The sequence below is a fragment of the Amycolatopsis magusensis genome (assembly GCF_017875555.1).
In the GTDB taxonomy this organism is placed as follows: Bacteria; Actinomycetota; Actinomycetes; order Mycobacteriales; family Pseudonocardiaceae; genus Amycolatopsis; species Amycolatopsis magusensis.
In genome coordinates this window covers 8,677,324-8,699,838 of record NZ_JAGGMS010000001.1, presented here as the reverse complement: position 1 = coordinate 8,699,838, position 22,515 = coordinate 8,677,324, and the positions used below count along the sequence as shown (strand labels likewise).

The window sequence follows — 22,515 nt, the reverse complement described above, 5'->3', positions numbered from 1 at the left end:
CGCGGGTGACGGGGTACGACGTGGTGATCGCCGGTGGTGGGCACAACGGGCTGGTCGCGGCCGCCTACCTGGCCAAGGCAGGCCGGTCGGTGCTGCTGCTGGAGCGGCGGGCCGAACTCGGCGGCGCGGCGGTCTCGTTCCGCGCGTTCGAGGGCGTGGACGTGCGGTTGTCGCGGTATTCGTACCTGGTCAGCCTGTTGCCGCGGCGTATCGTCACCGAACTCGGGCTGGCGGTGGACCTGCGCCGCCGCCGGATGTCCTCCTACACACCCGTCGGCGCGGGCGGCCTGCTCGTGGACACCGGCGACACCGCGCGGACCGCCGCCTCCTTCGCCGCGATCACCGGTGGTGACGCGGATTTCGAGGCCTGGCAGCGGTTCTACGAGATGACCGGCCGGGTCGCCGAGCGCACCTTCGACACGCTCACCGAACCACTGCCCACGAAGGACGAACTACGCGCGCGAGTAGCCGATGACCAGGCGTGGAGCGCGTTGTTCGAACAGCCCCTCGCCGAGACGCTGGAAACCACGTTCACCGACGACACCGTGCGCGGCGTGGTCCTGACCGACGCGCTGATCGGCACGTTCGCCGCCGCCGAGGACCCCCTGCTGCGCCAGAACCGCTGCCTGCTCTACCACGTGATCGGCAACGGCACCGGCGACTGGGACGTGCCGGTCGGCGGCATGGGCGCGGTCACCGGCGCGCTCGCGGACGCCGCCCGCGCGGCCGGGGCCGAACTGCTGGCCGACGCCGAGGTGCTCGCCATCCAGCCCGACGGCGAGGTCCGCTACCGCCACGGCGACGCTGAACACGTGGTGCACGGCGGTCACGTACTGGCCAACCTCGCCGCGCCCACATTGGCGCGACTGCTCGGCGAAGAGCCGCCGCGCGAGGCGCCGGAAGGGGCCCAGCTCAAGGTCAACATGGTGCTCACCAGGCTGCCGCGCCTGCGGGACGGCGGGGTCGCCGCGCACGACGCGTTCGGCGGCACGTTCCACGTCAACGAGGACTATCGGCAACTCGCGACCGCCCACGCGGAGGCTGCGTCCGGCCGGATCCCCGCGTTGCCGCCGTGCGAAATCTACTGCCATTCGCTGACCGATCCGTCGATCCTCGGTCCGGCCGAGCGCGCGGCCGGCGCGCAGACGCTCACCCTGTTCGGCCTGCACATGCCCGCCCGGCTGTTCCGCGAAGACAACGACGCGGCCAGGGAAGCGGCGTTGACCGCCACGCTCGCCTCGCTGAACAGCGTGCTCGCCGAGCCGATCGAGGACTGCCTCTGGCGGGACGCGGACGGACGGCCGTGCGTCGAAGCGAAGACCCCGCTCGACCTGGAGGCCGAACTCGGCCTGCCCGGCGGGCACATCTTCCACCGCGACCTGTCCTGGCCGTACGCCACCGAGGGCACCGGCCGCTGGGGCGTGGAGACCGCCCACGAGCGAATCCTGCTGTGCGGGGCGGGCGCGGTCCGCGGTGGCGGGGTGAGCGGGATCCCCGGGCACAACGCGGCGATGGCGGTGCTCGGCCGGTAAGGGTTGTCCCGCGCTGATCCTTTACCCCAGGGTGGAGCCCATGCGCGTCCTCGTGATCGGCTCCGGCATCGCCGGGGCGTCGACGGCCTATCAACTCGCCCGCCGTGGTGCCGAAGTGGTGCTGGCCGGGCACGACCGCGACGGCGTGGCGACGTCGGCGGGCGCCGGCATCGTCTCGCCGTGGACCTCGCGCCGCAGCGACGAGGAGTACCACCTGGCGGCGCGGGCGGCGGCGTTCTACCCGAATCTGGTCGAGCAGCTCGCCGAGGACGGCCGTGAGGACTCCTCGTTCGAAATCGTCGGCGCGATGGTGGTCTCCGCGGACGAGGCCGAGTTGGACGCCGCGGAGAAGCGCGTCACCGAGCGGGCGACCACGGCACCGGGGCTGGGCGAGATTCAGCGGCTCGATCCGGTCGACGCCAGGGCTTACTTCCCGGCACTGGCACCGGAACTCGGCGCGGTGCACATCTCCGGCGGCGGCCGGGTCGACGGCAGGCACCTGCGTGCGGCGCTGCTCGGCGCGGCGGAAGCCCGAGGCGTGCGGTCGATTTCCGGCGCCGCGGAACTGGTGGTCGACGGCGGCAAGGTGACCGGCGCGCGCATCGGCGACGAGGTGGTCTCCGCCGACGCCGTGGTGGTGGCCGCCGGGGCGTGGACCGACGAACTGCTCGCCCCGGTGCACCTGCGCCTCGGCATCGAGCCGCAGCGCGGGCAGATCAGCCACCTGGAACTGCCCGGCACACCGACCGACGCGTGGCCGGTGGTGCTGCCGATCTCGAGCCACTACCTGCTGGCGTTCCCGGGATCGCGGGTGGTGGTCGGCGCGACCAGGGAAACCGACTCCGGCTTCGACTACCGCGTCACGGCGGCGGGGCAGCGCGAGGTGCTCGACAACGCGCTGGCCGTCGCGCCGGGCCTCGCCGACGCGACGCTGCTGGAGACGCGGATCGGCTTCCGGCCCGCGGCACCCGACGGGTTGCCGGTGCTCGGCAGCCCCGAAGGTCATCCCGAGCTGATGATCGTCACCGGCTTCGGCCCGGCGGGGCTGACCCTGGCGCCGTACTCGGGGCACGTGATCGCCGCGCAGTTGCTCGGCGCGCCGGTCGACAGCGACCTCGCGGCCTACCACCCGGACCGGTTCACTCGCCGGTGAGCATCTCCAGCTCGTGCTCGCCGGTGCGTTCCACGCTCAGCCCGGCCTTGGTGGCCACCTTCACCAGTCCGTCCACAGTGGACGGCGCACGCCCGGTCCTGGCCAGCACGGCGGCGAGCTTCCCCTTGTAGGCCTTGTTGAAGTGGCTGACCGTCTTGCGCTGCCCGCGGGCGTCCTCGGTGACCACGCGCACGGTGACCGCGCCGGGGATCCGGGCGAGTGCCGCGTAACCACCCGAGCGCAGGTCGACCACCAGGCCCTCGACCCCGGCGAACACCGGCTCGAGCGCGGGACGCCACAACGGCCGGAGCCCGCCCAGTGCGGGCAGCGTGGTCCCGGCGGAGAGGCGGTAGGCGGGGATGCGGTCGGTCGCGCGGGCGATGCCGAACAACGCGGACGCGACGGCCAGGCGTTCGTTCGCCCTGGTCAGCTCGGCTTTCTTGAAACTGGTGAGGTCGAGGGCGTCGTAGAGCACGCCGGTGTAGCGGCGCAGCGCGGGCAGGGTGGGGGAGGTCCACAGCTCGGCGTTGCGCTGGACTTCGTCGGCCTGGCGCTCGGAGATGCCGAGCGCGGCGAGGCCGGCCGGGACGTCGCGCGCGAGGTCGGTCAGCGCGTCGGCGATCTTGGCGCGCACCGGGTTCAGCTCGGGGGAGGACAGCGAGTCCAGGTCCAGCGGTGGGCCGTCCCCGCCGGTCGCCTTGGTCTCGGAGGGAGGGAGCAGCACCAGCACGTCAGCAGGGTAACCGGCGCGGAAAATCGGTGGGCCGGGCGATGGGGGCCGACTTAGGCTGCGTCACATGGACCGCTCCGAGGTGACCCGGCGACCGCTGACCCTGTCCGACGTGACGGCGCTCGCCGACCTGTTCGCCACGGCGGAGGCCGTGAATCCGACGGGGGAGCACGAGAGCGCCGAGGACATCGCCGAGAGCATCACCAGCCCGAACGTCGACCTGGAACACGGTTCGCTGAGCTGGTGGGCGGGGGACCAGTTGATCGCCTACGCCCTGGTGCGGGTCCGCGACGGCGCCGACCCGGTGCACCAACTGCGCTTCGAGGCGACCGTGCACCCGGAACACCGGACGGACGAACTCGGCGCGCAGGTACTGGCGTGGGTGGAGCGAGCGGGCCGCGAACGCCACCTGAAGGTGTTCCCGGACGCGCCACTGGAGCTGCACGGGCACGGCCACGAGAACCAGCGGTGGTACTGCGGGCAGCTGGAAAAGGCCGGTTACCACCGGGCGCGCGACTTCTTCGACATGCGCGCGGACCTCGGCGCGCTGCCGCCGAAGCGCGAGCTGCCGTCCGAGTTCGCGCTGGTGACCTACGAGGACAAGTACTTCGACGCGGTGCTCACCGCCCGGAACATCACGTTCGCCGAGCACTGGGGCAGCACCGTGCAAAGCCCGGAAGCGTGGCGCCACCTGGTGACGGACAGCGCCTCCTTCCGCCCGGAGCTGTCGTTCCTGCTGCTGCGCGGGGATGAGGTCGTCTCCCTGGTGCTCAGCGACTTCTACGAAAGCGATGCCAAAGCGACGGGGGTGCGGGAGCTGTACATCTCGCACGTGGCCACCCTGCCCGAACTACGAGGCCGAGGCGTGGCTTCGGCGCTGCTCGGGCACACCCTGGAGGAAGCCAGGGCAGCCGGGTACGAACGAGCCTCGCTGGGCGTGGACGCGGAAAACGCGAACGCCGCCGTGGGAATCTACGAACGATGCGGGTTCGCCATCTCGTCGCGCTGGTACGGATACGTCCGGGCAGTCGACGCCACGCTCGGTTCCTAGGTTCTGCCCGGTGTCACGAATGTGGCTTTCGGGACGTTGTCCGTCTCGAAAGCCACCTTCGTGACACCGACGGGGTGCGGGGGCCGGGTTATTCGGCGCTGCCTACGCAGAAAACGTTGTCTTCCGGGTCGGTGAGGACGGTCCACGCCAGTCCCGGGATGTGGTGCTCTTCGACCTCCTTGGCGCCCAGTGCGACCAGCCGCTTCACCTCCGCGGCGCGGTCTTCGGTGCGCAGGTCCAGGTGCACCCGGCTCTTCCCGTCCCGCGGCTGCTCCACCCGCTGCAGGCCGATCATCACCCCGTCCGGCGAGGCCGGGGTGAGCAGCAGGTACTCGCCCCCGTGGTCGACCACGACCTCCGAGCCGAGCGCTTCGGTCCAGAACTCGGCGAGCTTCCGCGGATCGGCGCAGTCGATGGTCACCGCGCCCAGCTGAACAGTCATGGGGGCACGGTAGGCGCCACCACCGACAATCAGCCCGTTGCAGCTGTTCGGCGCCGGTTGACTATCCTGCGCTGAACGCCCGTGTGCCCCTAGGAGCCGTAGTGATCACCAGGATGTCGTCGTTGTTCCTCCGCACCCTGCGCGAGGATCCGGCGGACGCCGAAGTGCCCAGCCACCGCCTGCTGGTCCGCGCCGGCTACGTCCGCCGCGTCGCCCCCGGCGGTTACTCCTGGCTCCCGCTCGGCCTCAAGGTGCTGCGGCGCATCGAGGACGTCGTCCGCGAGGAGATGAACGCCTTCGGCGCGCAGGAGATCCAGTTCCCCGCGCTGCTGCCGAAGGAACCCTACGAGGCCACCAACCGCTGGACCGAGTACGGCGACAACCTCTTCCGCCTCAAGGACCGCCGCGGCGCCGACTACCTGCTCGGCCCCACCCACGAGGAACTGTTCACGCTCACCGTGAAGGGCGAGTTCAGCTCCTACAAGGACTACCCGGTCACGCTGTACCAGATCCAGACCAAGTACCGCGACGAAGCGCGTCCCCGCGCGGGCATCCTGCGCGGCCGCGAGTTCGTGATGAAGGACTCCTACTCCTTCGACCTCGACGACGAGGGCCTCGAGCGGTCCTACCAGGCGCACCGCGCCGCCTACATCAAGATCTTCGACCGCCTCGGCCTGGAGTACGTCGTGGTCGCCGCGACCTCCGGCGCCATGGGCGGTTCGGCCTCCGAGGAGTTCCTCGCGGTCGCCCCGACCGGTGAGGACACCTACGTCCGCAGCACCGAGTCCGGCTACGCGGCCAACGTCGAAGCGGTCACCACGCCCGCGCCCCCCGCGCTGCCGGTCGACGACAAGCCCGCCGCGCAGGTGCACCACACGCCGAACACGCCGACCATCGAGACCCTGGTCGACTTCCTCAACCAGGCGGGCCTCGGCAGGCAGTTCACCGCCGCCGACACGCTGAAGAACGTGCTGGTGAAGACCCGCGAGCCGGGCGCCAAGGAGTGGCAGCTGCTGGCCGTGGGCCTCCCCGGCGACCGCGAGGTCGACATGAAGCGCCTCGAAGCCGCCGTCGAGCCCGCCGAGGTCGCCCTGCTCGAAGAGTCCGACTTCACCAAGAACCCGTTCCTGGTCAAGGGCTACATCGGCCCGAAGGCGCTGCTGGACAACAAGGTCCGCTACCTGGTCGACCCGCGCGTGGTTACCGGCACCGCCTGGGTGACCGGCGCCGACCAGGCCGACCACCACGTGGTGGACCTGGTCGCCGGCCGCGACTTCACCCCCGACGGCACCATCGAGGCGGCCGAGGTCCGCGAGGGCGACGCGTCGCCCGACGGCCAGGGCACGCTGGTCGCCGCCCGCGGCATCGAGATCGGGCACATCTTCCAGCTGGGCCGCAAGTACGCGGACGCCTTCGAGCTGGACGCGCTGGGCCCCGACTCGAAGCCGGTCCGGATCACCATGGGTTCCTACGGCATCGGCGTCTCGCGCCTGGTCGCCGCCATCGCCGAGCAGCACCACGACGAGCTGGGCCTGGTCTGGCCGCGCGCGGTCGCCCCGGCGGACGTGCACGTGGTCATCGCGGGCAAGGACGAGGCGGTCGCGGCGGGGGCCGAGAAGCTGGCGGCCGAGCTGGACGCGGCGGGCGTGCGGGTGCTGCTCGACGACCGCAAGGCCACGCCAGGCGTGAAGTTCGCCGACGCCGAACTGGTGGGCGTGCCGACGATCCTGGTGGTCGGGCGCGGCCTGGCCAACGGCGTGGTCGAGGTGAAGGACCGGCTGTCCGGCGAGCGTGCCGAGGTGGCCGTGGACGCGGTCGTCGAGCACCTGAAGCAGCTCGTCGCCAAGTGAGCGAGCAGCCGCGCCGGTCCTCCGGCGCGGCGTTCGGGTTCTTCGCGGTGATCCTGTTCGGCGCCGGGTACTTCTTCAGCCAGCAGGGTTCGGACGCCACGGACCACACGCCGCCGCCGTCGACCTCCCGCACGCCGTACACACCGCCGCCGAAGGTGGTCGTGCCCGCGGTGGTCGACGGCTGGCAGTCGGTCGCCGGTGGCGAGGGCGCCTACGCCTACGACGTGCCCGCCCGCTGGACGCCCAAGCCGGGCACGGTGCACGGCTGGGAGGGCGAAGGCCAGCCGAAGGTCGTCATGTCGACAAGTGCCTTCTACGGCGACGGTTTCTGCCCCGCGGACGACGACTCGCGGCTCGGCGGTGCCGGGGTCAAGCCGGACACCCAGACCGATCCGGCGGTGGCCGCCGAGCAGTTCGCGACCTCGGTGGCGAACCGGGCGTACACCTGGGACGGTCCGCCCCCGCAACTGCGCGTCGGCCCGCCCGAAGCGGCGGAGATGTCCCTCGGCGACGGCAAAACCCGCCCGGCCACGATCCGGCTCGTCGACGTGACCACCAGCGGCGGGCACCCGTGCCTGGCGAAACAGGCGGTCGTCGGGGTGATCGCCGCGAGTTCGGCGGACACCGCGAAACCGGGCACCGTGCTGCTCGCGGTCTACGCCGACCAGACCGCCCCGGACTTCACCACGAAGGACGAGGTCCAGCGAATCCTGCGCAGCTACCGAGCCGTACCCGCCGCCCAGCGAACCACCGTCCCGGCAAGCCCCCTCCCACGCTGAATGCTATGAGTGGGGCATTACTTGCGTTGATTGCTAGTAATGCCCCACTCATAGCATTCGAGGCCCTCGCCCACTTGGCTGACTGAGGTCACGAATGTGGGACTCGCCGTCCTGAGCGTGGGACTCGGCTGCACGAGTGTGGGGTTCGGGTGCGTGAGTGTGGGGTTCGGGGTCAGGCGGCGGTGAGGGCGCGGATGACGGCTTGGGTGTCCGACAGGTCGGTGAGTACGGTGTGCGCGCCCGAGTCCGCGAGTTCTTCGGCTGAGTGCCGTCCGGTGGCGACGCCGACCGCGATGGCGCCGTGTGCCAGTGCCGCCGTGACGTCGTGCGGGGTGTCGCCCACCACGGCGACCACCTCGGGGGCGAACGGCCGCCCATGCTTCTCCGAGGCGCGCTCGATGGCGTGCGCGACCAGGTCCGGCCGGTGTGCTGAGAGCGTGCCGTAGCCGCCGATCTCCAGGTCGAGGTGGTCGTGCAGGTCGAACGCCGCCAGCTTGTGCAGCGCGATCTCCGGCAGGTTCCCGGTGACCAGTGACTGCACCACCCCCTGACCGGCCAAAGTGGACAGTGCGAGGGCGGCGCCGGGCAGCGCGTGGCCGAACTCGGCGAGCGTGGCCCGGCCGCGTTCGGACAGCCGCACCAGTTCGCGCCACATGCGCTGGATCAGCTCGTCGGTCGGCTCGATCCCGTGTGCGGTCAGGATTTCCGTGGTGATCGCGCGTTCGGTGCGCCCGGGGAACGACGGCAGTTCGCGCAGCGGGGTCCCGGTGACCGCGAGCAGCGCGTCGGTGTACCAGCGGCCGCCGAGGCCGCGCAGGTCCACCAGGGTCAGGTCGATGTCCCAGAGCACCAGCCGGTGAGGAGTGTTCACCTGGCCGACGGTACCCGGGTGACTTTTCAACGCGTGTTGACTTCACCGCCTTCGCGGGACTACCTTGCGAGCAGAATTCAACGAGCGATGAAAAGAGGAGCGATGACTGACCGGATGTTGCCGGTGGCCGCGGCGCTGGCCGGCGCGGTGATCGCCGTGGTACTCGGGTTCCTGACCTTCGGCGCGCAGGCGACGGTGGCGCCGGACCGGTTGCCCGTGGCGGTGGCCGCGCCCGACGGGCCGCCGCGCGCGATGGCGGAGCGGATCGCGGCGCAGGGCGGTGACCAGCTGGCCTGGCGGATCGCCACGCCGGAACAGGCGAGGCAACTGCTCGAAGACAAGGCGGTCTACGGCGTCCTCGAACTGGGACAGCCGCCGGTCGTGGTGGTTTCCGGCGCGGTCAACCCGGTCGGGACGCAGGTCGCGCAGCAGGCACTCACCGGCGTCGCGCAGGCGCTCGGCGGTGGCGCGCAGGTCCAGACCGTGCACCCGGCGAGCGTGGCCGGGCGGACGGCACCGCTGGCGTTCAGCACGCTCGCCTGGATCGGCTGCCTGGCCGGGGGCGCGGTGCTGGTCCTGGTGTCCACGCGGCGGGCGCACCGGCCGGGTACGGGCACGCGGCTCACCCAGGTCGCGGTGACCAGCGTGCTCGTCACCGGGGTGCTCGCCGGGTTCGCGAAGCTCTGGGACTCGTCACTGCCGATGGGCTGGGACGTGCTCGGTTTCCTGCTGCTGACCACCGCCGCCTTCGCCGCGCTGCAGACCGGACTGCTGCGGTTGCTCGGCGTGCGGGCGATGGCCGTGCTCGGGCCGCTCTACCTGCTCGCGCCCGCGGTCGCCGGGCAGGCTCCGGAGCTGCTGCACGAGGGTTACCGCTGGCTGCTCTGGTCGTGGACCCCGTTCCGGTTCTCCACCGAGGGCCTGCGCAGCCTGCTGCAGGGCACGCCGGGCGCACCGGACGTGGCGACCGGTATCTGGGTGCTCGGCGGCCTGCTCACCGCCGGGCTCGTGGTGCTGCTCTGGCCGGCCCGGTCAGCCCGGTCAGCCGGCGAGGAAGCTGAAGCGGACGCGCCGGACGGGGTTGTCCACGTTGGTGTCCACTAGGCAGACCGACTGCCAGGTGCCCAGCGCCATCACCCCGCCGATCACCGGCACCGAGGCGTACGGCGGCAGCAGCGCGGGCAGCACGTGGTCACGGCCGTGACCACGGGTGCCGTGCTGGTGCCGCCAGCGGTTGTCGCGGGGGAGCAGGTCGTCGAGCGCGGCGAGCAGGTCGTCGTCGCTGCCGGCGCCGGTCTCCAGGATCGCCAGCCCGGAGGTGGCGTGCGGCACCCACACGTGCAGCAGGCCGTCCTCCGCGCCGTGCTCGGCGAGGAACGACTCCGCTTCCTTGGTCAGGTCGTGCACCACGGCGGTGTCGCCGGTGCGGACCTCGATCTCCGTGGAATGCATGGCTCCCACGGTAACCTCACGACTCGAGGTACCGCAGCACGGCGAGCACGCGCCGGTTGTCCCCGTCGGACGGCGCCAGGCCCAGCTTGCCGAACAGGCTCGTCACGTACTTCTCCACCGAACCGGGGGAGAGGAACAGCGTGCTCGCGATCGCCGCGTTCGAGCGGCCCTGCGCCATCAGTTCCAGCACCTCCCGTTCGCGCTGGGTCAGCGTGGCCAGCACGCCCGCTTTCCTGGTGGCCCCCAAGAGCTGGGTGACCACCTCGGGATCGAGCACGGTCTCCCCGGCGGCCACCCGGCTCAGCGCGCCGAGGAAGTCGGACACCTCGGCGACCCGGTCCTTGAGCAGGTACCCGACCCCGCCCGCGCGATCGGCCAGCAGTTCCGCCGCGTACTTCGTCTCGATGTACTGGGAGAACAGCAGGATCGGCTCACCGCGGTTCGCCGCCCGCAACGCGATCGCCGCGCGCAGCCCCTCGTCGGTGCAAGTCGGCGGCATCCGGATGTCCACAATGGACACGTCCGGCCGGTGTTCGGCCACCGCGGCCCGCAGCGCCTCGCCGTCCTTCACCGCGGCGGCGACCTCGTGCCCGCGCAGGGTGAGCAGCTCGACCAGGCCGGCGCGCAGGATGGTCGAATCCTCCGCGATCACTACCCGCACCAGCGCCCCCTAGACCGGAATCTCCACCACGACCACCGTAGGCCCGCCGGGCGGGCTGTCGATCGACAGGTAGCCGTCCACCGCGCGCAACCGGTCGGCCAGTCCGGCCAGCCCGCCGGACGGGTGCACCCGCGCCCCGCCCCGGCCCCGGTCGGAGACGAACAGCCGCAGCACCGAATCCAGCTCGAACAGTTGCAGTTCGGCGCGGTCCACCCCGCCGTGCTTGATCGCGTTGGTCAGCAGTTCCGCCGCGCTGAAGTACAGGATGGACTCGATCGCGGCCGGCGGGCGGACGGGCAGCGACACCAGCACCCGCACCTCGGCCTCGCTGCGGGCGGCCAAAGTGGACAGTGCGACCTCGAGCCCGGCGTCCAGCGCGGCGGGGTGGATGCCGCGCGCCAGGTCGCGGAGTTCGGCCAGCGCGTCCTTCGCGCCGGTGTGCGCGGCGGTGACCAGCGCCCGCAACCGGTCGAGGTCCACCTGGGCGGCATCCAGTTCGTCCTTGGCCACGCCCAGCTTCATCGCCAGCGCGACCAGCTGTGCCTGGGCGCCGTCGTGCAGGTCCCGTTCGATCCGGCGTAGTTTCACGTCCGCGGTTTCGACCACGGCGGCCCGGCTTTCCTCCAGGTCGCGCACGCGTTCGCTGAGCGTGGTCGGGCCGAGCAGGGCGCGGGCCAGCAGCCGGTCCAGGCCCAGCACCAGGTGCACCAGTGCCGGGGTGGCCAGCAGCAGTGCGGCCGCGAGCAGTGCCAGCGGGAGGGACGGCAGCAGGCCGGCGGTGCCGATGTCGAACAACGGCAGCGGCCGCCCGTCGAGCACGAACCACCAGAGCGGGTAGGTCAGCGTGCCCAGGCCGTACAGCAGCAGGAACGCCGTCACCCCCAGGTCGAGCACGGCCAGCGGGACGCGGAGCACCAGGTAGGCGACCGCGCGCCAGCCGGGACCATCGGTGAGTGATGTCCGGAAAGTAGCTGGTTTGCTGGTCGGACCAGTAAGTTTCAGCCCGAGAAGGGTCCCCACCAGCCGCCGGTGCGTCCCGCCGAGGGCCCGGGCGGCGAGCAGCGCGCCCGCCACCATCGGCAGCCCGATCAGCAACGGGCTCAGCGCGATACCGGACAGCAGGACCAGCGCGATACCGATGAGGCTGAGCACGGCCAGCGGCAGGCCGAGCACGACCCAGCCCAGTTCGGCCCAGAACCGCCGGCGCCACGGCTCGACGGCCCAGCGCCGGAAGAGATCGGGACCCGCGTTTCGCACGAGGGTCAGCCTGCCTCTTCCGACGCTGGGCCGCCTACCGGGTTATCCCCCTACTTCTCCGGTTCGTCCACGCGCGAAACGACCCCCGGAGCACCGAATTCCTCGTCCTCGCGAGCGCGCAGCGAAGCCTCGCGCATCTCGATCACGTCCGTGAGCCAGTCGCCGGTCTCCCTGGCGATGTCACGCACCGCGCCGGTGATGATGGTCGCGATGTTGCCGATATGGGTGGCGGCCGACTCCGTGAGCTCCTGCACGGTGTCCTTGCCGCTTTCGAACTGACCCACCATGGTTGTCGTCCTGCCTCAAGCCGCCGCGGGTTGCCGGTCACCGACCACGGTACGGGGACCCGGCTCCGGCTGCTCCTTGCCGGGCAGCGCCAGCTTCACGATCTTGCGCGCCACCGAGAACAGCTGCTTGCGCAGCGGGCCGGTGTGGTACGGCAGGCCGTACTTCTCGCAGATCGCCCGGACCTCCGGGGCGATCTGCGGGTACCGCCTGGCCGGGATGTCCGGGAACAGGTGGTGCTCGATCTGGTGCGAGAGGTTGCCGGAGAGGATGTGGAAGAGCTTGCCGCCGGAGATGTTGGCCGAGCCGAGGATCTGCCGGAGGTACCACTGCCCGCGGTTCTCCTCCTCGGTCTCGGCCTCGGTGAAGCTCTCCACCTCGGCCGGGAAGTGCCCGCAGAAGATGATCGAGAACGCCCACAGGTTGCGGATCAGGTTCGCACTGGCGTTGCCCGCCAGCGTCAGCGGCGCCATCGGCCCGGTCAGCAACGGGAAGAGCACGTAGTCCTTGCCGAACTGCCGCGCGGCCTTGCGCAGGATCTTCGCCCGGACCTCCTTGAACTCCGACCACTTGCGTTCGCCCTTGAGCACCCGGTCCACCTCGAGGTCGTGCAGCATCACGCCCCACTGGAACAGCAGCGCCAGCAGCGAGGCGTAGACCGGGTTGCCCAGGTAGTACGGGTGCCACTTCTGCTCGGGGTCCATCCGCAGGATCCCGTAACCGATGTCGCGGTCCTTGTCGAGGATGTTGGTGTAGGTGTGGTGGATGTAGTTGTGCGAGTGGCGCCAGTTGTCCGAGGGCGCCACCGTGTCCCACTCGAAGTTCTGCGAGCTCAGCGCCGGGTCACGGGTCCAGTCGTACTGGCCGTGCATGACGTTGTGCCCGATCTCCATGTTGTCCAGGATCTTCGCCAGCGACAGCGCGCCGACCCCGGCGAGCCAGGCGGGCGGGAAGAAGCCGGCGAACATCAGTCCGCGCCCGGCCACCTCGAGACCGCGCTGGGTCTTGATCATCTTGTGGATGTAGTCCACGTCCTCCTGGCCGAGATCGGCCACGATCCGCTGCCGCAGCTCGTCCAGTTCGCGGCCGAACTCCTCGACCTGTTCGGGGGTGAGCCGGTCCTGCAAGCCAGTCATCGCAGAAGTCCCTTCGTTCACGCGTTGATCTCGACGTCCCCGCAGGGGGCGGAGATGCACAGCTGGATTTCCTCGTTGTCCTCGGCGGAGACCTCGCCCGTGCGCAGGTTGCGCACCGGGCCGCTGGTCTTCACCTGCGTGCACGAGAAGCAGATGCCCATCCGGCAGCCGTGCTCCGGCCGCAGGCCCGCGTCCTCGGCCTGCTCCAGCAGCGGCTTGCCGGTGTTGGCGAACTCCTTGCCGCTGCGGGCGAAGCGCACCTGCCCGGTGACCTCACCGGCCTCGGCGGCGAAGGCGGGCGGGGTGAACTCCTCGGTGTGCAGTCGTTCACCCAAACCCTCGTCGGCGTAATCCTTGCGCACCGAATCCATCAGCGGCACCGGGCCGCAGAGGAAGGTCTCGGCCTCGCCGAACCACGGCGCCACCTCGTCCAGGTGCGCCCGGGAGAAGAAGCCGTGCAGGTCGCCGCCCCGCTCGGTCATCGTGCAGGCGAACCGGACCCGGAAGTTGGGCCTGCCAGCCACCAGTTCGGCCAGTTCGGCGCGGTAGGGCAGGTCCGCGGGCTCGTTCTCGTAGTGCAGCAGGGCGACCTGGCCGGGGTGGTCCTCGTCGGCCAGTGTCCGCAGCATCGACAGCACCGGGGTGATCCCGCTGCCGCCGCTGATCAGCAGCACGTGCCCGGGCCGCGGGTCCGGCAGGCCGAAGGTCCCGTCCGGCTCGGACAGGCCGAGCACCATGCCCGGTTCCGCGTGCCGGTGCAGGTAACCCGAGACCAGGCCGTCGTCGATGGCCTTCACGGTCAGTTCGAGCTGCCCGTCGGGCCGGTACTGCGAGCAGGCGGGGGAGTAGCAGCGGGTGCGCCGGACCCCGTCGATGGTGACCGTCACCCGCACGTACTGACCGGCGCTGAAGCCGCGCCACGCCCGGCTGGGGCGGATGGTCAGCGTCAGCGTGCTCGACGTCTGCCGTCGCACGGCGGTCACCCGGCCCCGGACCTCCCGGCGTACCAGCATCGGATCGATGAGTTCCAGATAGCGGTCCACGCCGTGAGGGGTGAGCAGGGCCTCGGCGACCGAAGCGAGCTTGCCCATGGCACCTCTCCATTCAGTGAACATCTGTACACTGAACAGTGTGGAGCACCAGCCAGGGATGTCAACGTGAGCGCGCCCCGATGTGACGTGGGCGATAGTCCGGAGGCGGCGGATAGGCTCAGGCTCGTGACCGCCGAACCCGTCAGCCGCTCCGAGCGCAAGCAGCGGACCCGCCGCGCGCTCCTGGACGGAGCGCTGAACCTGCTGGCGGACCGCGTGTTCGCCACGCTGAGCCTGCGCGAGGTCACCAAGTCGGCAGGCATCGTGCCGACCGCCTTCTACCGCCACTTCGCTTCGATGGAAGAACTCGGCGTGGTGCTGGTCGAGGAGTCGATGCAGGCGCTGCGCGGCATGCTGCGCGCGGCCCGGCGGGACAAGCGGGCCTTCCAGGACGTCATCAGCGCGTCGGTGGCGCTGCTCGAGGAGCACGTCCGCGAGCACGAGGACCACTTCCGCTTCCTGCTGCGCGAGCGCTACGCCGGTACCGGGGCGGTACCCGCGGCGATCGGGCTGGAACTGCGGTTGTTCTCCAGCGAACTGGCCGTCGACCTGGCCCGGTTCGACTACCTGCGCGAGTGGGACACCGAGGACCTGCACATGATGGCGGAGCTCATCGTCGCCGCGATGCAGGCCACCGTGCTGGAGCTGATCGAGGCGAATGGGCCCGAGGCGACCGCGCGAGTAGTGCGAACGGCGGAGAAGCGGCTCCGGCTGATCGTGCTCGGGGTACCGAATTGGCAAAGGACCTCCTGAAGACAGGAGCGATCAGGCCACTCTGTGTGCTACACCTGGAGTGATCCAGAACACAGTACGTGTTCGTTCGTGCTCCATCCTCAAGCTCGAGGAGGTCGCATGGTGGCCGAATCCGGGCCGGTGACGGTCGGTGTGGTGAAGGAGTCGCTACCTGGGGAACGCCGGGTAGCGCTGGTGCCGAAGGCAGTCGAGCGGCTGGTCGCCCGCGGGCTGAAGGTCATCGTGGAAAGCGGGGCGGGCGACGCGGCACTGATCACCGACAGTGACTTCGAAAGTGTCGGAGCCACGATCGGTGAGGCGTGGGCGGCCCAGGTGGTGCTCAAGGTCGGGCCACCGACCGCGGTGGAGGCCACCCGGCTGGCGCCGGGCACCCTGCTGATCGGCTTCCTCGCCCCACTGTCCAATGTGGAGCGGATCAAGGAGCTGGCCGAGGGCGGGGTGACCGCCTTCGCGGTGGAGTCCATCCCGCGGATCACCCGCGCGCAGGCGATGGACGCCTTGTCCTCGCAGAGCAGCGTCGCCGGGTACCGCGCGGTGCTGCTCGCCGCCGAGCGGCTCACCCGCTTCTTCCCGATGCTCACCACCGCCGCGGGAACCGTGGCACCGGCCAAGGTGCTGGTGCTCGGCGCCGGGGTGGCCGGGCTCCAGGCGCTGGCCACCGCGCGGCGGCTGGGTGCGCAGACCACCGGGTACGACGTGCGGCCCGAGGTCGCCGAACAGGTCCGGTCGGTCGGCGCGCAATGGCTCGACCTCGGCATCGAGGCCGTCGGCGAAGGCGGTTACGCCCGCGAACTGACCGCCGAAGAACGCGCCGAGCAACAACGACGGCTCACCGAGGCGATCACCCGGTTCGACGTGGTGATCACCACCGCGCTGGTACCCGGGCGGCAGGCGCCGGTACTGGTCACCGCGGAAGCCGTGCGGGGCATGCCTTCCGGCGGTGTGGTCGTCGACCTCGCCGGGGAGTCCGGCGGCAACTGCGAGCTCACCGAAGCGGGCCAGGACGTGGTGCGCCACGGCGTGACGATCAGCTCGCCGCTGAACCTGCCCGCCGGCATGCCCGCGCACGCGAGCGAGTTGTACTCGCGCAACCTGACCGAACTGCTCGGCTCGCTGCTGAACGACGAAGGCGCGCTGGCGCTGGACTTCTCCGACGAAGTCGTCGCCGGAGCGTGTGTCACGGGAGAGGGACGGGACTGATGCTGCAGAACCTGGCGATCCTGGTGCTCGCGGGCTTCCTCGGCTTCGCGGTGATCTCGAAGGTGCCGAACACGCTGCACACGCCGCTGATGTCGGGCACGAACGCCATCCACGGCATCGTGCTGCTCGGCGGGCTGATCGTGCTCGGCCTCGGGGTGGACGGGGTGCTGAACAAGGTCCTGCTGGTGATCGCGATCGCGTTCGGCACGATCAACGTGGTCGGCGGTTTCCTGGTGACCGACCGCATGCTCTCGATGTTCAAGGGCAAGCGCGCGCCCGCCGCGAAGAAGGAGGACGCGTGACCGAGTTCATCGCGGTTCTCTACATCGTCGCGTTCGCCATGTTCGTCTACGGCCTGATGGGCCTGACCGGGCCGCGGACCGCGGTGCGCGGCAACTGGATCGCCGCCGCGGGCATGGTCCTCGCGGTGGTCGCGACGCTGCTCACCCCAGGGATGGGGAACTGGGGCCTGATCGTGCTCGGCGTGGTACTGGGCGTGCTGGTCGGCGTGCCGGCCGCGCGCAAGGTGAAGATGACCGCGATGCCGCAGATGGTGGCGCTGTTCAACGGCGTCGGCGGCGGGGCGGTGGCGTTGATCGCGTGGGTCGAGTTCCGCAGCACGGAGGGATACGCGCACGAACCCGCTTATGTGGCGATCGCTTCGCTCTTTTCCGCGCTGGTCGGCTCGATTTCGTTCTGGGGCTCCAACATCGCCTTCGGCAAGCTGCAGGAACTGATCACCGGGCGGCCGGTGTCGGTGGGCAAGCTGCAGCAGCCGCTGAACCTGCTGCTGTTGCTGGCCGCGCTCGGCTGCGGCGTGGCGATCGCGGTGGGGTCGGGGTCCGGCTGGTTGATGGGCGGACTGCTGGTCGCCTCCGCGCTGCTCGGCGTGATGGTGGTGCTGCCGATCGGTGGTGCGGACATGCCGGTGGTGATCTCGCTGCTCAACGCGCTCACCGGTTTGTCGGCCGCGGCGATGGGGCTGGCGCTGGACAACACCGCGTTGATCGTGGCGGGCATGATCGTCGGCGCCTCGGGGTCGATCCTGACGAACCTGATGGCCAAGGCGATGAACCGGTCGATCCCGGCGATCGTGGCCGGTGGTTTCGGCGGGACGCCGGTGAGCGCCGGGAAGTCGGGTCCCGAGCGGCCGGTGCGCGCGACCAGTGCCGCGGACACCGCGATCCAGATGGCCTACGCCGGGCGGGTGGTGGTCGTGCCAGGGTACGGGATGGCCGTGGCGCAGGCGCAGCACGCCGTGCGGGAGATGGCGGACCTGTTGGAGGGCAAGGGGATCCAGGTCTCCTACGCGATCCACCCGGTGGCCGGCCGGATGCCGGGGCACATGAACGTGCTGCTGGCCGAGGCGGACGTGCCCTACGAACGGCTCAAGGAGATGGACGAGATCAACTCGGACTTCCCGCAGACCGACGTGGCACTGGTGATCGGCGCGAACGACGTGGTCAACCCGGCGGCCGAGACCGACCCCGGCTCACCGATCTACGGCATGCCGATCCTGAAGGTGAACACCAGCCGCTCGGTGATCGTGCTCAAGCGCTCGATGAACTCGGGCTTCGCCGGGGTGGACAACGACCTGTTCTACGACACCAAGACCAGCATGCTCTTCGGGGACGCGAAGAGCTCGGTCGGCGAAATCGTCGAAGAGCTGAAAACGCTATGAGTGAGGCATTACTTGCCCGAAGAAAACCGCGCGCAGCTCCGTTGAGGGTGGCGGTGGGCGACGGGAGGGCGCAAGTAATGCCCCACTCATAGCATTCGCGGACTACTCCGCGGCGGAGAAGGTGACGGGCGGGGCCTTGCGCGGGGCCCGCTTCGCCGGGGTCTTGGCGGCGGCGGGGGTGGCCTTCGCCGTGGCGGCCGGCTTCGCGGTCTTGGCAGCCGACGTGGTCTTCTTCGCGGCCGGCTTCCTGGCGGCAGCGGGCTTCTTCGCCGCGGCGGGCTTTTCGGCGACGGCCTTCTCGGTCGCCTTCTCCGCCGGGGCCTTCCTCGCGGTGGCCTTCTTCGGCGCCGCCTTCGCCGGGGCCTTCGTCGCCGCAGCCTTCGCAGCCGCAGTCTTCGTGGCCCCAGCCTTCGCCGTCCCGGCTTTCTCGGTCACGGCCTTCGCTGTCCCGGCTTTCTCGGTCACGGCCTTCTCCGGCGCGGCCTTCTCGGTCGCGGCCTTGCCGGCAGCGGCCTTCTTGGCGGCCGGGGCCGCGGCGGTCTTCTTGGCGGCGGTGCGCTTCGCGGCCGCCCGGCCCTTCGCGGTGCGGCGCCGCATGACCTTCTTGCGGCCGCCGGTGCGGCGCCCGTTGGTCACGAACGGGTCGAGGATCTCCCTGAGCCGGTCCGCGTTGGACCCGGACAGGTCGATGTCGTAGGTCACCCCGTCCAGTTCGAACCGAACCGTTTCCTCGGCGGGTTCGCCCGTGATGTCGTCCAGCAGTTGGACCGCGGTGTTCCTGGCCACGAAGTGCTCCCAGTGCTCGATGGTGATCTCAGGCGAAAGCGGCCTGTACGAACTCGCTCGCGAGGATACCCGCCACGGCCGAGTGTCCTACTTGCGCCACGGCCCCGGCTGGTGTGCGCTGGCACCCATGGCAGACAACGGTTATGACGTCGTGGTGATCGGCGGCGGTCCCGTCGGGGAGAACGTCGCGGCCCGCGCGGTCCGCGGCGGGCTGACCGCCGCGCTCGTGGAGTCCGAGCGCTTCGGCGGCGAATGCTCGTACTGGGCGTGCATGCCCAGCAAGGCGTTGCTGCGGCCGGGAATCGCGCTCGCCGCGGCCCACCGACTGCCGGGCGTGCCCGCCGGCGACCGGGTCGATCCGGCCGCGGTGTTCGCCCGCCGCGACTCGTTCACGTCGCATTGGGACGATGCCGGTCAGGTGAGCTGGGCCGAGGGCGCGGGCATCGTCGCCGTGCGCGGCGTGGGCAGGATCACCGGCGAGCGCGAGGTGACCGTCGGCGACCAGGTGCTGCGCGCCCGGCACGCGGTGGTCGTGTGCACCGGCAGCGTGCCGCGCACGCCGGACATCCCCGGTATCGCCGACGTGCGCACCTGGGGTTCCCGCGAAGCCACCTCGGCGAGCGAGGTTCCCGGCAGGCTGGCGGTGCTCGGCGGCGGTGTGGTCGGCGTGGAAATGGCGCAGGCTTTCGCGAAGCTCGGCTCGCGGGTGGACCTGATCATCACCGGCGAGCGCCCGCTGCCGCGGTACCCGGAGTTCGCCGGTGACCTGGTGGCCGAGGGCCTGCGGGCGGACGGCGTCCAGGTGCACGTGAACACCGGCGCCGAACGCGTGTCCGAAAAGGATGGTGTGATCCGCATCGAGCTGACCGGTGGCGGGGAGGTGCTGGCCGACGAGTTCCTGGTGGCGACCGGCCGCAGGCCCGCCACCGACGGCCTCGGCCTGGCCGTGGCCGGGCTCCGCGACGGCGACGCGCTGGCCGTGGACGACTCCGGTCTGGCGTCCGGTGTGGACGGTGGCTGGCTGTACGCCGCTGGCGACGTGACCGGCCGCGCGCCGCTGACCCACCAGGGCAAGTACCAGGCCAGGGTGGTCGGCGACGTGATCGCCGCCAGGGCGAAGGGCGAGCGGATCGAGCCGGAGCCGTGGAGCGCCTACGCCACCACGGCCGACCACACCGCCGTGCCGCAGGTGGTCTTCACCGACCCCGAGGTCGCCTCGGTCGGCCTCACCGGCGCCGAGGACGGCGAACCGCACCGGGTGGTCGACCTCGACATCGCGGTCGCCGGCTCGTCGCTGCACGCCGACGGGTACGAGGGCAAGGTGCGGATGGTGGTCGACACCGAGCGCGAGGTCATCCTCGGTGTGACGTTCGCCGGGCCGGATGTCGCGGAACTGCTGCACGCGGCCACCATCGCCGTGGTCGGCGAGGTGCCGTTGAAGCGGCTGTGGCACGCCGTACCGGCCTATCCGACGATCAGCGAGATCTGGCTGCGCCTGCTGGAGGAATACGGCCTCTGAAACGCGCCCAGCGCGCCCAGCGTGCTCAGCCGGGGAGTTGCATGGTGAGCCCGGCCTTGGCGGCCCTGCCGAGGCCGGGATCGTCCGAAGTGGACGGGCCGTCCAGCCAGCACGCCTGCGCGATGAGCACCGAGGACTGCGCGCCGGTGCTGGCGTAGGCCGCTCCGCTGAACGTCGGCGGCCGGCCGGTCCAGCGCTGGGTCTCCACCGCGAGGTCGGTGATCCCGCCGTTGCCGGGGAAGTCGACGAACTGCTTGAAGGTCTCCGCCTGCTCCGCGTTCGGGAAGTCGAGCGCGGCCAGGGTGACCGCGGCGCGGCGGCCGTCCACCGACACCTCGAAGCTGGCGCGGCGCAGGCGTGAACAGGGCGTGGTCTCCAGCACGGTCTTGGTGTCGCCGAAGGCGTGCGGGGTGCACTGCGTGCCCCCTTCGGCGGCGACCTGGGAAAAGCCCATGCCGTCGACGTTCTGCCCGGTCGGCGCGGCCGTGGTGGTCTGGCTCGGCCCCTGTTCCGGGGCGGCCGCCTCGCTGCCGTCCTGGTTCGACGCCACCAGCACGGCCGAGACCAGCAGCACCAGCAGCAGGCCGACGGCGGCGAACGGCAGCCAGCGCACCGGCTTGCCGTCCTTCATCAACGGCGGCAGTTTCGGCAGTTTCGGCAGCTGGAACGCGGGCTTGGCCGGTGCCTGCGGCTGCTGCCGTGGCGGCTGTACCTGCTGGCTTTGGTGCCTTTGCGGACCTTGCTGGGGCGGCCGGGCCTGCGGCGGTGGTGGCGGGGGCCCGGGGCGGCGCACGTTCGCCACCGCGACCGGCGGCGTCCTCGGCGGGGTGCGCACGATCTTCGCCTTCGCCGGCGGGTGCTCGGCGGGCACGGTCGGCGGGATGATGTGGAGCGGGCTGTCCACCGGCTCGGTCCGCTCGGGCTCGGCCAGGAGCACCGGGGCGAAACCCTCCGCGGCGAGCACCTCGTCGCTCAGCGCCGGTGCGTTCTCGGCCAGCGCGGCCAGCATCGCCCGCGCCTGCACCACCGTGCTCGGCTGGCTCGCGGAGGCGAGCGAGACGGTGGCGGCGAGCATCGCGGTCGGCGTCGGGTGCAGCACGCGGACCGCGCCGGCCAGGTCCGCCGGGGGCTGGTCGACCTGCTCGACGTACGGGCCGACGGCGACGATGGTGCCGATCGTGGTGGTCGACGGCTCGGTGTCACGCAGGTGGCGCGCGATCTTCTCGGAGGTGGCGAGCGCCTCGGTGGCCGGGTTGACCGTGTCCTCGGTGCCGACGAGGGGCCAGCCGTCGGCCTTCCACTGCCCCGTCAGCGGGGCGTGCAGCCGCATCGCCGGGTCGGGGAGGTCGACACCGACTACGATGAGCACGCCACGCGGGAGCAGGACGACGGCGTCCACCGGCTGGGCGAACCCGGGCGGCGACACCCCGATCAGCGCCACCCCGCCGACCACGGTGTTGCCGCGGCCGAGTGAGGCCAGCGCGGCGCGGATGTCGTCGGCCACCCGGGAGGGCTGCTGTGCCAGGCGGACGAGCCGCATGCCGGTCCTCCCCAGTGCTCTGCCGTGCTCCGCGGTGCTGCCGCAGCACACGGTAGCGGGTCCGCCCGGGTGGCCGGGGCACCCCTGTGCGGTGATCTCGCTGCGACTTCTGTGGTTCATGTGGCCAAAAGGCATGGATGAGGTGCACAATGTGCGCAGCGCGTCACGAGTGGGCCGCCGTGGTTCGAGAGGTCGTAGGGGAAGACGCATCTCGTCGAGCAGCGGAGGTCACCAGTGAGCACCCGTGGAAACACCCGTGGCGTGGTGTACGTCCACTCGTCGCCGTCTGCGGTGTGCCCGCACGTCGAGTGGGCTATTTCGGGCACCCTGGGTGGCCGAGCAGATCTGCGGTGGACGGCCCAGCCGGCCGCCGCGGGACAGTTGCGCACCGAAGTCTCCTGGCGCGCACCGGCGGGCACGGCCGCGAGGCTGGCGTCCGCGCTGAAGGCGTGGCCGATGCTGCGCTTCGAGGTCGTCGAAGAGCCCAGCCCGGGTGTCGACGGCGAGCGGTTCTGCTACGCGCCGGTGATCGGCCTGTGGCACGGCCGCACCAGCGCCAACGGCGACATCGTCGTGGGCGAGGACCAGTTGCGCTCGCTGGTGGCCCGCAGCCGGGCCGGTGAGCAGTTCGCGCACAAGCTCGACGAGCTGCTCGGCGCGGCATGGGACGAGGCTCTCGAGCCGTTCCGGCACGCCGGTGACGGCGCTCCGGTGACCTGGCTGCACCAAGTGGGGTAGGGGGTTTA

At 71.1% G+C, this 22,515-nt stretch carries 23 protein-coding genes; 12 read left to right on the top strand and 11 right to left on the bottom strand.

The window, feature by feature from the left end:
* The first annotated feature begins 5 nt into the window (after positions 1 to 5).
* Together JOM49_RS39095 and JOM49_RS39090 are read left to right on the top strand one after the other, a co-directional pair.
* Positions 6 to 1,532 (top strand): phytoene desaturase family protein, encoded by a 1,527-nt coding sequence (locus JOM49_RS39095; RefSeq protein WP_209669405.1) that lies wholly within the window; start codon positions 6 to 8, stop codon positions 1,530 to 1,532.
* 40 nt (positions 1,533 to 1,572) lie between these two features.
* Complete coding sequence (locus JOM49_RS39090) at positions 1,573 to 2,685, top strand: NAD(P)/FAD-dependent oxidoreductase (RefSeq protein ID WP_209669389.1); 1,113 nt, start codon at positions 1,573 to 1,575, stop codon at positions 2,683 to 2,685.
* Here the strand turns inward: JOM49_RS39090 and yaaA are convergent.
* Entirely contained in the window at positions 2,672 to 3,415 is a 744-nt protein-coding gene (gene yaaA / locus JOM49_RS39085; protein ID WP_209669387.1) for a peroxide stress protein YaaA, read from the bottom strand. The genes JOM49_RS39090 and yaaA overlap by 14 nt on opposite strands.
* Positions 3,416 to 3,482: 67 nt before the next feature.
* On the opposite strand from yaaA, the gene JOM49_RS39080 reads away from it, so the two are divergent.
* Positions 3,483 to 4,466: a GNAT family N-acetyltransferase gene (locus tag JOM49_RS39080; protein WP_209669386.1), complete on the top strand. Its 984-nt coding sequence runs from the start codon at positions 3,483 to 3,485 to the stop codon at positions 4,464 to 4,466.
* Positions 4,467 to 4,554: 88 nt separating this feature from the next.
* On the opposite strand, the gene JOM49_RS39075 is transcribed toward JOM49_RS39080, so the two are convergent.
* Entirely contained in the window at positions 4,555 to 4,908 is a 354-nt protein-coding gene (locus JOM49_RS39075; RefSeq protein ID WP_209669385.1) for a VOC family protein, read from the bottom strand.
* Between the two features lie 101 nt (positions 4,909 to 5,009).
* On the opposite strand from JOM49_RS39075, the gene JOM49_RS39070 reads away from it, so the two are divergent.
* Together JOM49_RS39070 and JOM49_RS39065 are read left to right on the top strand one after the other, a co-directional pair.
* Complete coding sequence (locus JOM49_RS39070; protein ID WP_209669384.1) at positions 5,010 to 6,758, top strand: proline--tRNA ligase; 1,749 nt, start codon at positions 5,010 to 5,012, stop codon at positions 6,756 to 6,758.
* Positions 6,755 to 7,537 carry a DUF8017 domain-containing protein gene (locus tag JOM49_RS39065; protein WP_209669383.1) on the top strand — a complete coding sequence of 261 codons (783 nt, stop codon included), beginning with the start codon at positions 6,755 to 6,757 and terminating at the stop codon, positions 7,535 to 7,537. Before JOM49_RS39070 ends, JOM49_RS39065 begins: the two co-directional genes overlap by 4 nt.
* A 172-nt stretch (positions 7,538 to 7,709) precedes the next feature.
* Here the strand turns inward: JOM49_RS39065 and JOM49_RS39060 are convergent, their stop codons facing one another.
* Positions 7,710 to 8,408 (bottom strand): HAD family hydrolase, encoded by a 699-nt coding sequence (locus JOM49_RS39060; protein WP_308159021.1) that lies wholly within the window; start codon positions 8,406 to 8,408, stop codon positions 7,710 to 7,712.
* Between the two features lie 102 nt (positions 8,409 to 8,510).
* Between JOM49_RS39060 and JOM49_RS39055 the strand changes: the two genes are divergently transcribed.
* The gene (locus JOM49_RS39055; protein WP_245369620.1) at positions 8,511 to 9,512 is read left to right on the top strand and encodes an ABC transporter permease; all 1,002 of its coding nucleotides are present in this window, start codon (positions 8,511 to 8,513) and stop codon (positions 9,510 to 9,512) included.
* On the opposite strand, the gene JOM49_RS39050 is transcribed toward JOM49_RS39055, so the two are convergent.
* The 6 genes from JOM49_RS39050 to JOM49_RS39025 are packed head-to-tail and all read right to left on the bottom strand — an operon-like array spanning position 9,450 to position 14,290.
* Entirely contained in the window at positions 9,450 to 9,860 is a 411-nt protein-coding gene (locus tag JOM49_RS39050) for a secondary thiamine-phosphate synthase enzyme YjbQ (protein ID WP_209669382.1), read from the bottom strand. The two genes, JOM49_RS39055 and JOM49_RS39050, sit on opposite strands and share 63 nt — an antisense overlap.
* 16 nt (positions 9,861 to 9,876) lie before the next feature.
* A complete protein-coding gene (locus JOM49_RS39045; protein WP_209669381.1) occupies positions 9,877 to 10,521 on the bottom strand; it encodes a response regulator transcription factor in 645 nt (214 codons plus the stop codon).
* A 9-nt stretch (positions 10,522 to 10,530) separates the two neighbouring features.
* Positions 10,531 to 11,778 carry a sensor histidine kinase gene (locus tag JOM49_RS39040; RefSeq protein ID WP_209669380.1) on the bottom strand — a complete coding sequence of 416 codons (1,248 nt, stop codon included), beginning with the start codon at positions 11,776 to 11,778 and terminating at the stop codon, positions 10,531 to 10,533.
* A 50-nt stretch (positions 11,779 to 11,828) separates the two neighbouring features.
* Entirely contained in the window at positions 11,829 to 12,065 is a 237-nt protein-coding gene (locus JOM49_RS39035) for a hypothetical protein (protein ID WP_209669379.1), read from the bottom strand.
* Between the two features lie 15 nt (positions 12,066 to 12,080).
* Positions 12,081 to 13,199 carry a fatty acid desaturase family protein gene (locus JOM49_RS39030; protein WP_209669378.1) on the bottom strand — a complete coding sequence of 373 codons (1,119 nt, stop codon included), beginning with the start codon at positions 13,197 to 13,199 and terminating at the stop codon, positions 12,081 to 12,083.
* Between the two features lie 17 nt (positions 13,200 to 13,216).
* The gene (locus JOM49_RS39025; protein ID WP_209669377.1) at positions 13,217 to 14,290 is read right to left on the bottom strand and encodes a ferredoxin reductase; all 1,074 of its coding nucleotides are present in this window, start codon (positions 14,288 to 14,290) and stop codon (positions 13,217 to 13,219) included.
* A gap of 126 nt (positions 14,291 to 14,416) precedes the next feature.
* Between JOM49_RS39025 and JOM49_RS39020 the strand changes: the two genes are divergently transcribed.
* The 4 genes from JOM49_RS39020 (at position 14,417) to JOM49_RS39005 (ending at position 17,924) form a co-directional block, all read left to right on the top strand.
* A complete protein-coding gene (locus JOM49_RS39020; RefSeq protein WP_282767904.1) occupies positions 14,417 to 15,043 on the top strand; it encodes a TetR family transcriptional regulator in 627 nt (208 codons plus the stop codon).
* A gap of 99 nt (positions 15,044 to 15,142) precedes the next feature.
* Positions 15,143 to 16,243, top strand: a complete 1,101-nt coding sequence (locus tag JOM49_RS39015) for a Re/Si-specific NAD(P)(+) transhydrogenase subunit alpha (protein WP_209669376.1) — start codon at positions 15,143 to 15,145, stop codon at positions 16,241 to 16,243.
* The gene (locus JOM49_RS39010; RefSeq protein ID WP_209669375.1) at positions 16,243 to 16,545 is read left to right on the top strand and encodes an NAD(P) transhydrogenase subunit alpha part 2; all 303 of its coding nucleotides are present in this window, start codon (positions 16,243 to 16,245) and stop codon (positions 16,543 to 16,545) included. Before JOM49_RS39015 ends, JOM49_RS39010 begins: the two co-directional genes overlap by 1 nt.
* Entirely contained in the window at positions 16,542 to 17,924 is a 1,383-nt protein-coding gene (locus JOM49_RS39005) for an NAD(P)(+) transhydrogenase (Re/Si-specific) subunit beta (protein WP_209669374.1), read from the top strand. Before JOM49_RS39010 ends, JOM49_RS39005 begins: the two co-directional genes overlap by 4 nt.
* A gap of 102 nt (positions 17,925 to 18,026) precedes the next feature.
* Here the strand turns inward: JOM49_RS39005 and JOM49_RS39000 are convergent, their stop codons facing one another.
* The gene (locus JOM49_RS39000) at positions 18,027 to 18,710 is read right to left on the bottom strand and encodes a histone-like nucleoid-structuring protein Lsr2 (protein ID WP_209669373.1); all 684 of its coding nucleotides are present in this window, start codon (positions 18,708 to 18,710) and stop codon (positions 18,027 to 18,029) included.
* A gap of 127 nt (positions 18,711 to 18,837) precedes the next feature.
* Here JOM49_RS39000 and JOM49_RS38995 point away from each other — a divergent pair, with 127 nt between their 5' ends.
* The gene (locus JOM49_RS38995; protein WP_209669370.1) at positions 18,838 to 20,229 is read left to right on the top strand and encodes a dihydrolipoyl dehydrogenase family protein; all 1,392 of its coding nucleotides are present in this window, start codon (positions 18,838 to 18,840) and stop codon (positions 20,227 to 20,229) included.
* Positions 20,230 to 20,254: 25 nt separating this feature from the next.
* Here JOM49_RS38995 and JOM49_RS38990 read toward each other — a convergent pair whose 3' ends face one another.
* Positions 20,255 to 21,769 (bottom strand): hypothetical protein, encoded by a 1,515-nt coding sequence (locus tag JOM49_RS38990; RefSeq protein ID WP_209669367.1) that lies wholly within the window; start codon positions 21,767 to 21,769, stop codon positions 20,255 to 20,257.
* 234 nt (positions 21,770 to 22,003) lie between these two features.
* Between JOM49_RS38990 and JOM49_RS38985 the strand changes: the two genes are divergently transcribed.
* Positions 22,004 to 22,507, top strand: coding sequence for a DUF3145 domain-containing protein (locus JOM49_RS38985; RefSeq protein ID WP_209669365.1), 504 nt, complete (start codon positions 22,004 to 22,006; stop codon positions 22,505 to 22,507).
* Positions 22,508 to 22,515 lie beyond the last annotated feature (8 nt).

Coding starts and splice junctions, on each gene's coding strand:
- JOM49_RS39090 (WP_209669389.1), top strand. CDS start 1,573: ATGCGCGTCCTCGTGATCGGCTCCGGCATCGCCGGGGCGTCGACGGCC.
- JOM49_RS39010 (WP_209669375.1), top strand. CDS start 16,243: ATGCTGCAGAACCTGGCGATCCTGGTGCTCGCGGGCTTCCTCGGCTTC.
- JOM49_RS38995 (WP_209669370.1), top strand. CDS start 18,838: ATGGCAGACAACGGTTATGACGTCGTGGTGATCGGCGGCGGTCCCGTC.
- JOM49_RS39025 (WP_209669377.1), bottom strand. CDS start 14,290: ATGGGCAAGCTCGCTTCGGTCGCCGAGGCCCTGCTCACCCCTCACGGC.
- JOM49_RS39030 (WP_209669378.1), bottom strand. CDS start 13,199: ATGACTGGCTTGCAGGACCGGCTCACCCCCGAACAGGTCGAGGAGTTC.
- JOM49_RS39035 (WP_209669379.1), bottom strand. CDS start 12,065: ATGGTGGGTCAGTTCGAAAGCGGCAAGGACACCGTGCAGGAGCTCACG.
- JOM49_RS39015 (WP_209669376.1), top strand. CDS start 15,143: ATGGTGGCCGAATCCGGGCCGGTGACGGTCGGTGTGGTGAAGGAGTCG.
- JOM49_RS39080 (WP_209669386.1), top strand. CDS start 3,483: ATGGACCGCTCCGAGGTGACCCGGCGACCGCTGACCCTGTCCGACGTG.
- JOM49_RS39050 (WP_209669382.1), bottom strand. CDS start 9,860: ATGCATTCCACGGAGATCGAGGTCCGCACCGGCGACACCGCCGTGGTG.
- JOM49_RS38990 (WP_209669367.1), bottom strand. CDS start 21,769: ATGCGGCTCGTCCGCCTGGCACAGCAGCCCTCCCGGGTGGCCGACGAC.
- JOM49_RS39055 (WP_245369620.1), top strand. CDS start 8,511: ATGACTGACCGGATGTTGCCGGTGGCCGCGGCGCTGGCCGGCGCGGTG.
- JOM49_RS39075 (WP_209669385.1), bottom strand. CDS start 4,908: ATGACTGTTCAGCTGGGCGCGGTGACCATCGACTGCGCCGATCCGCGG.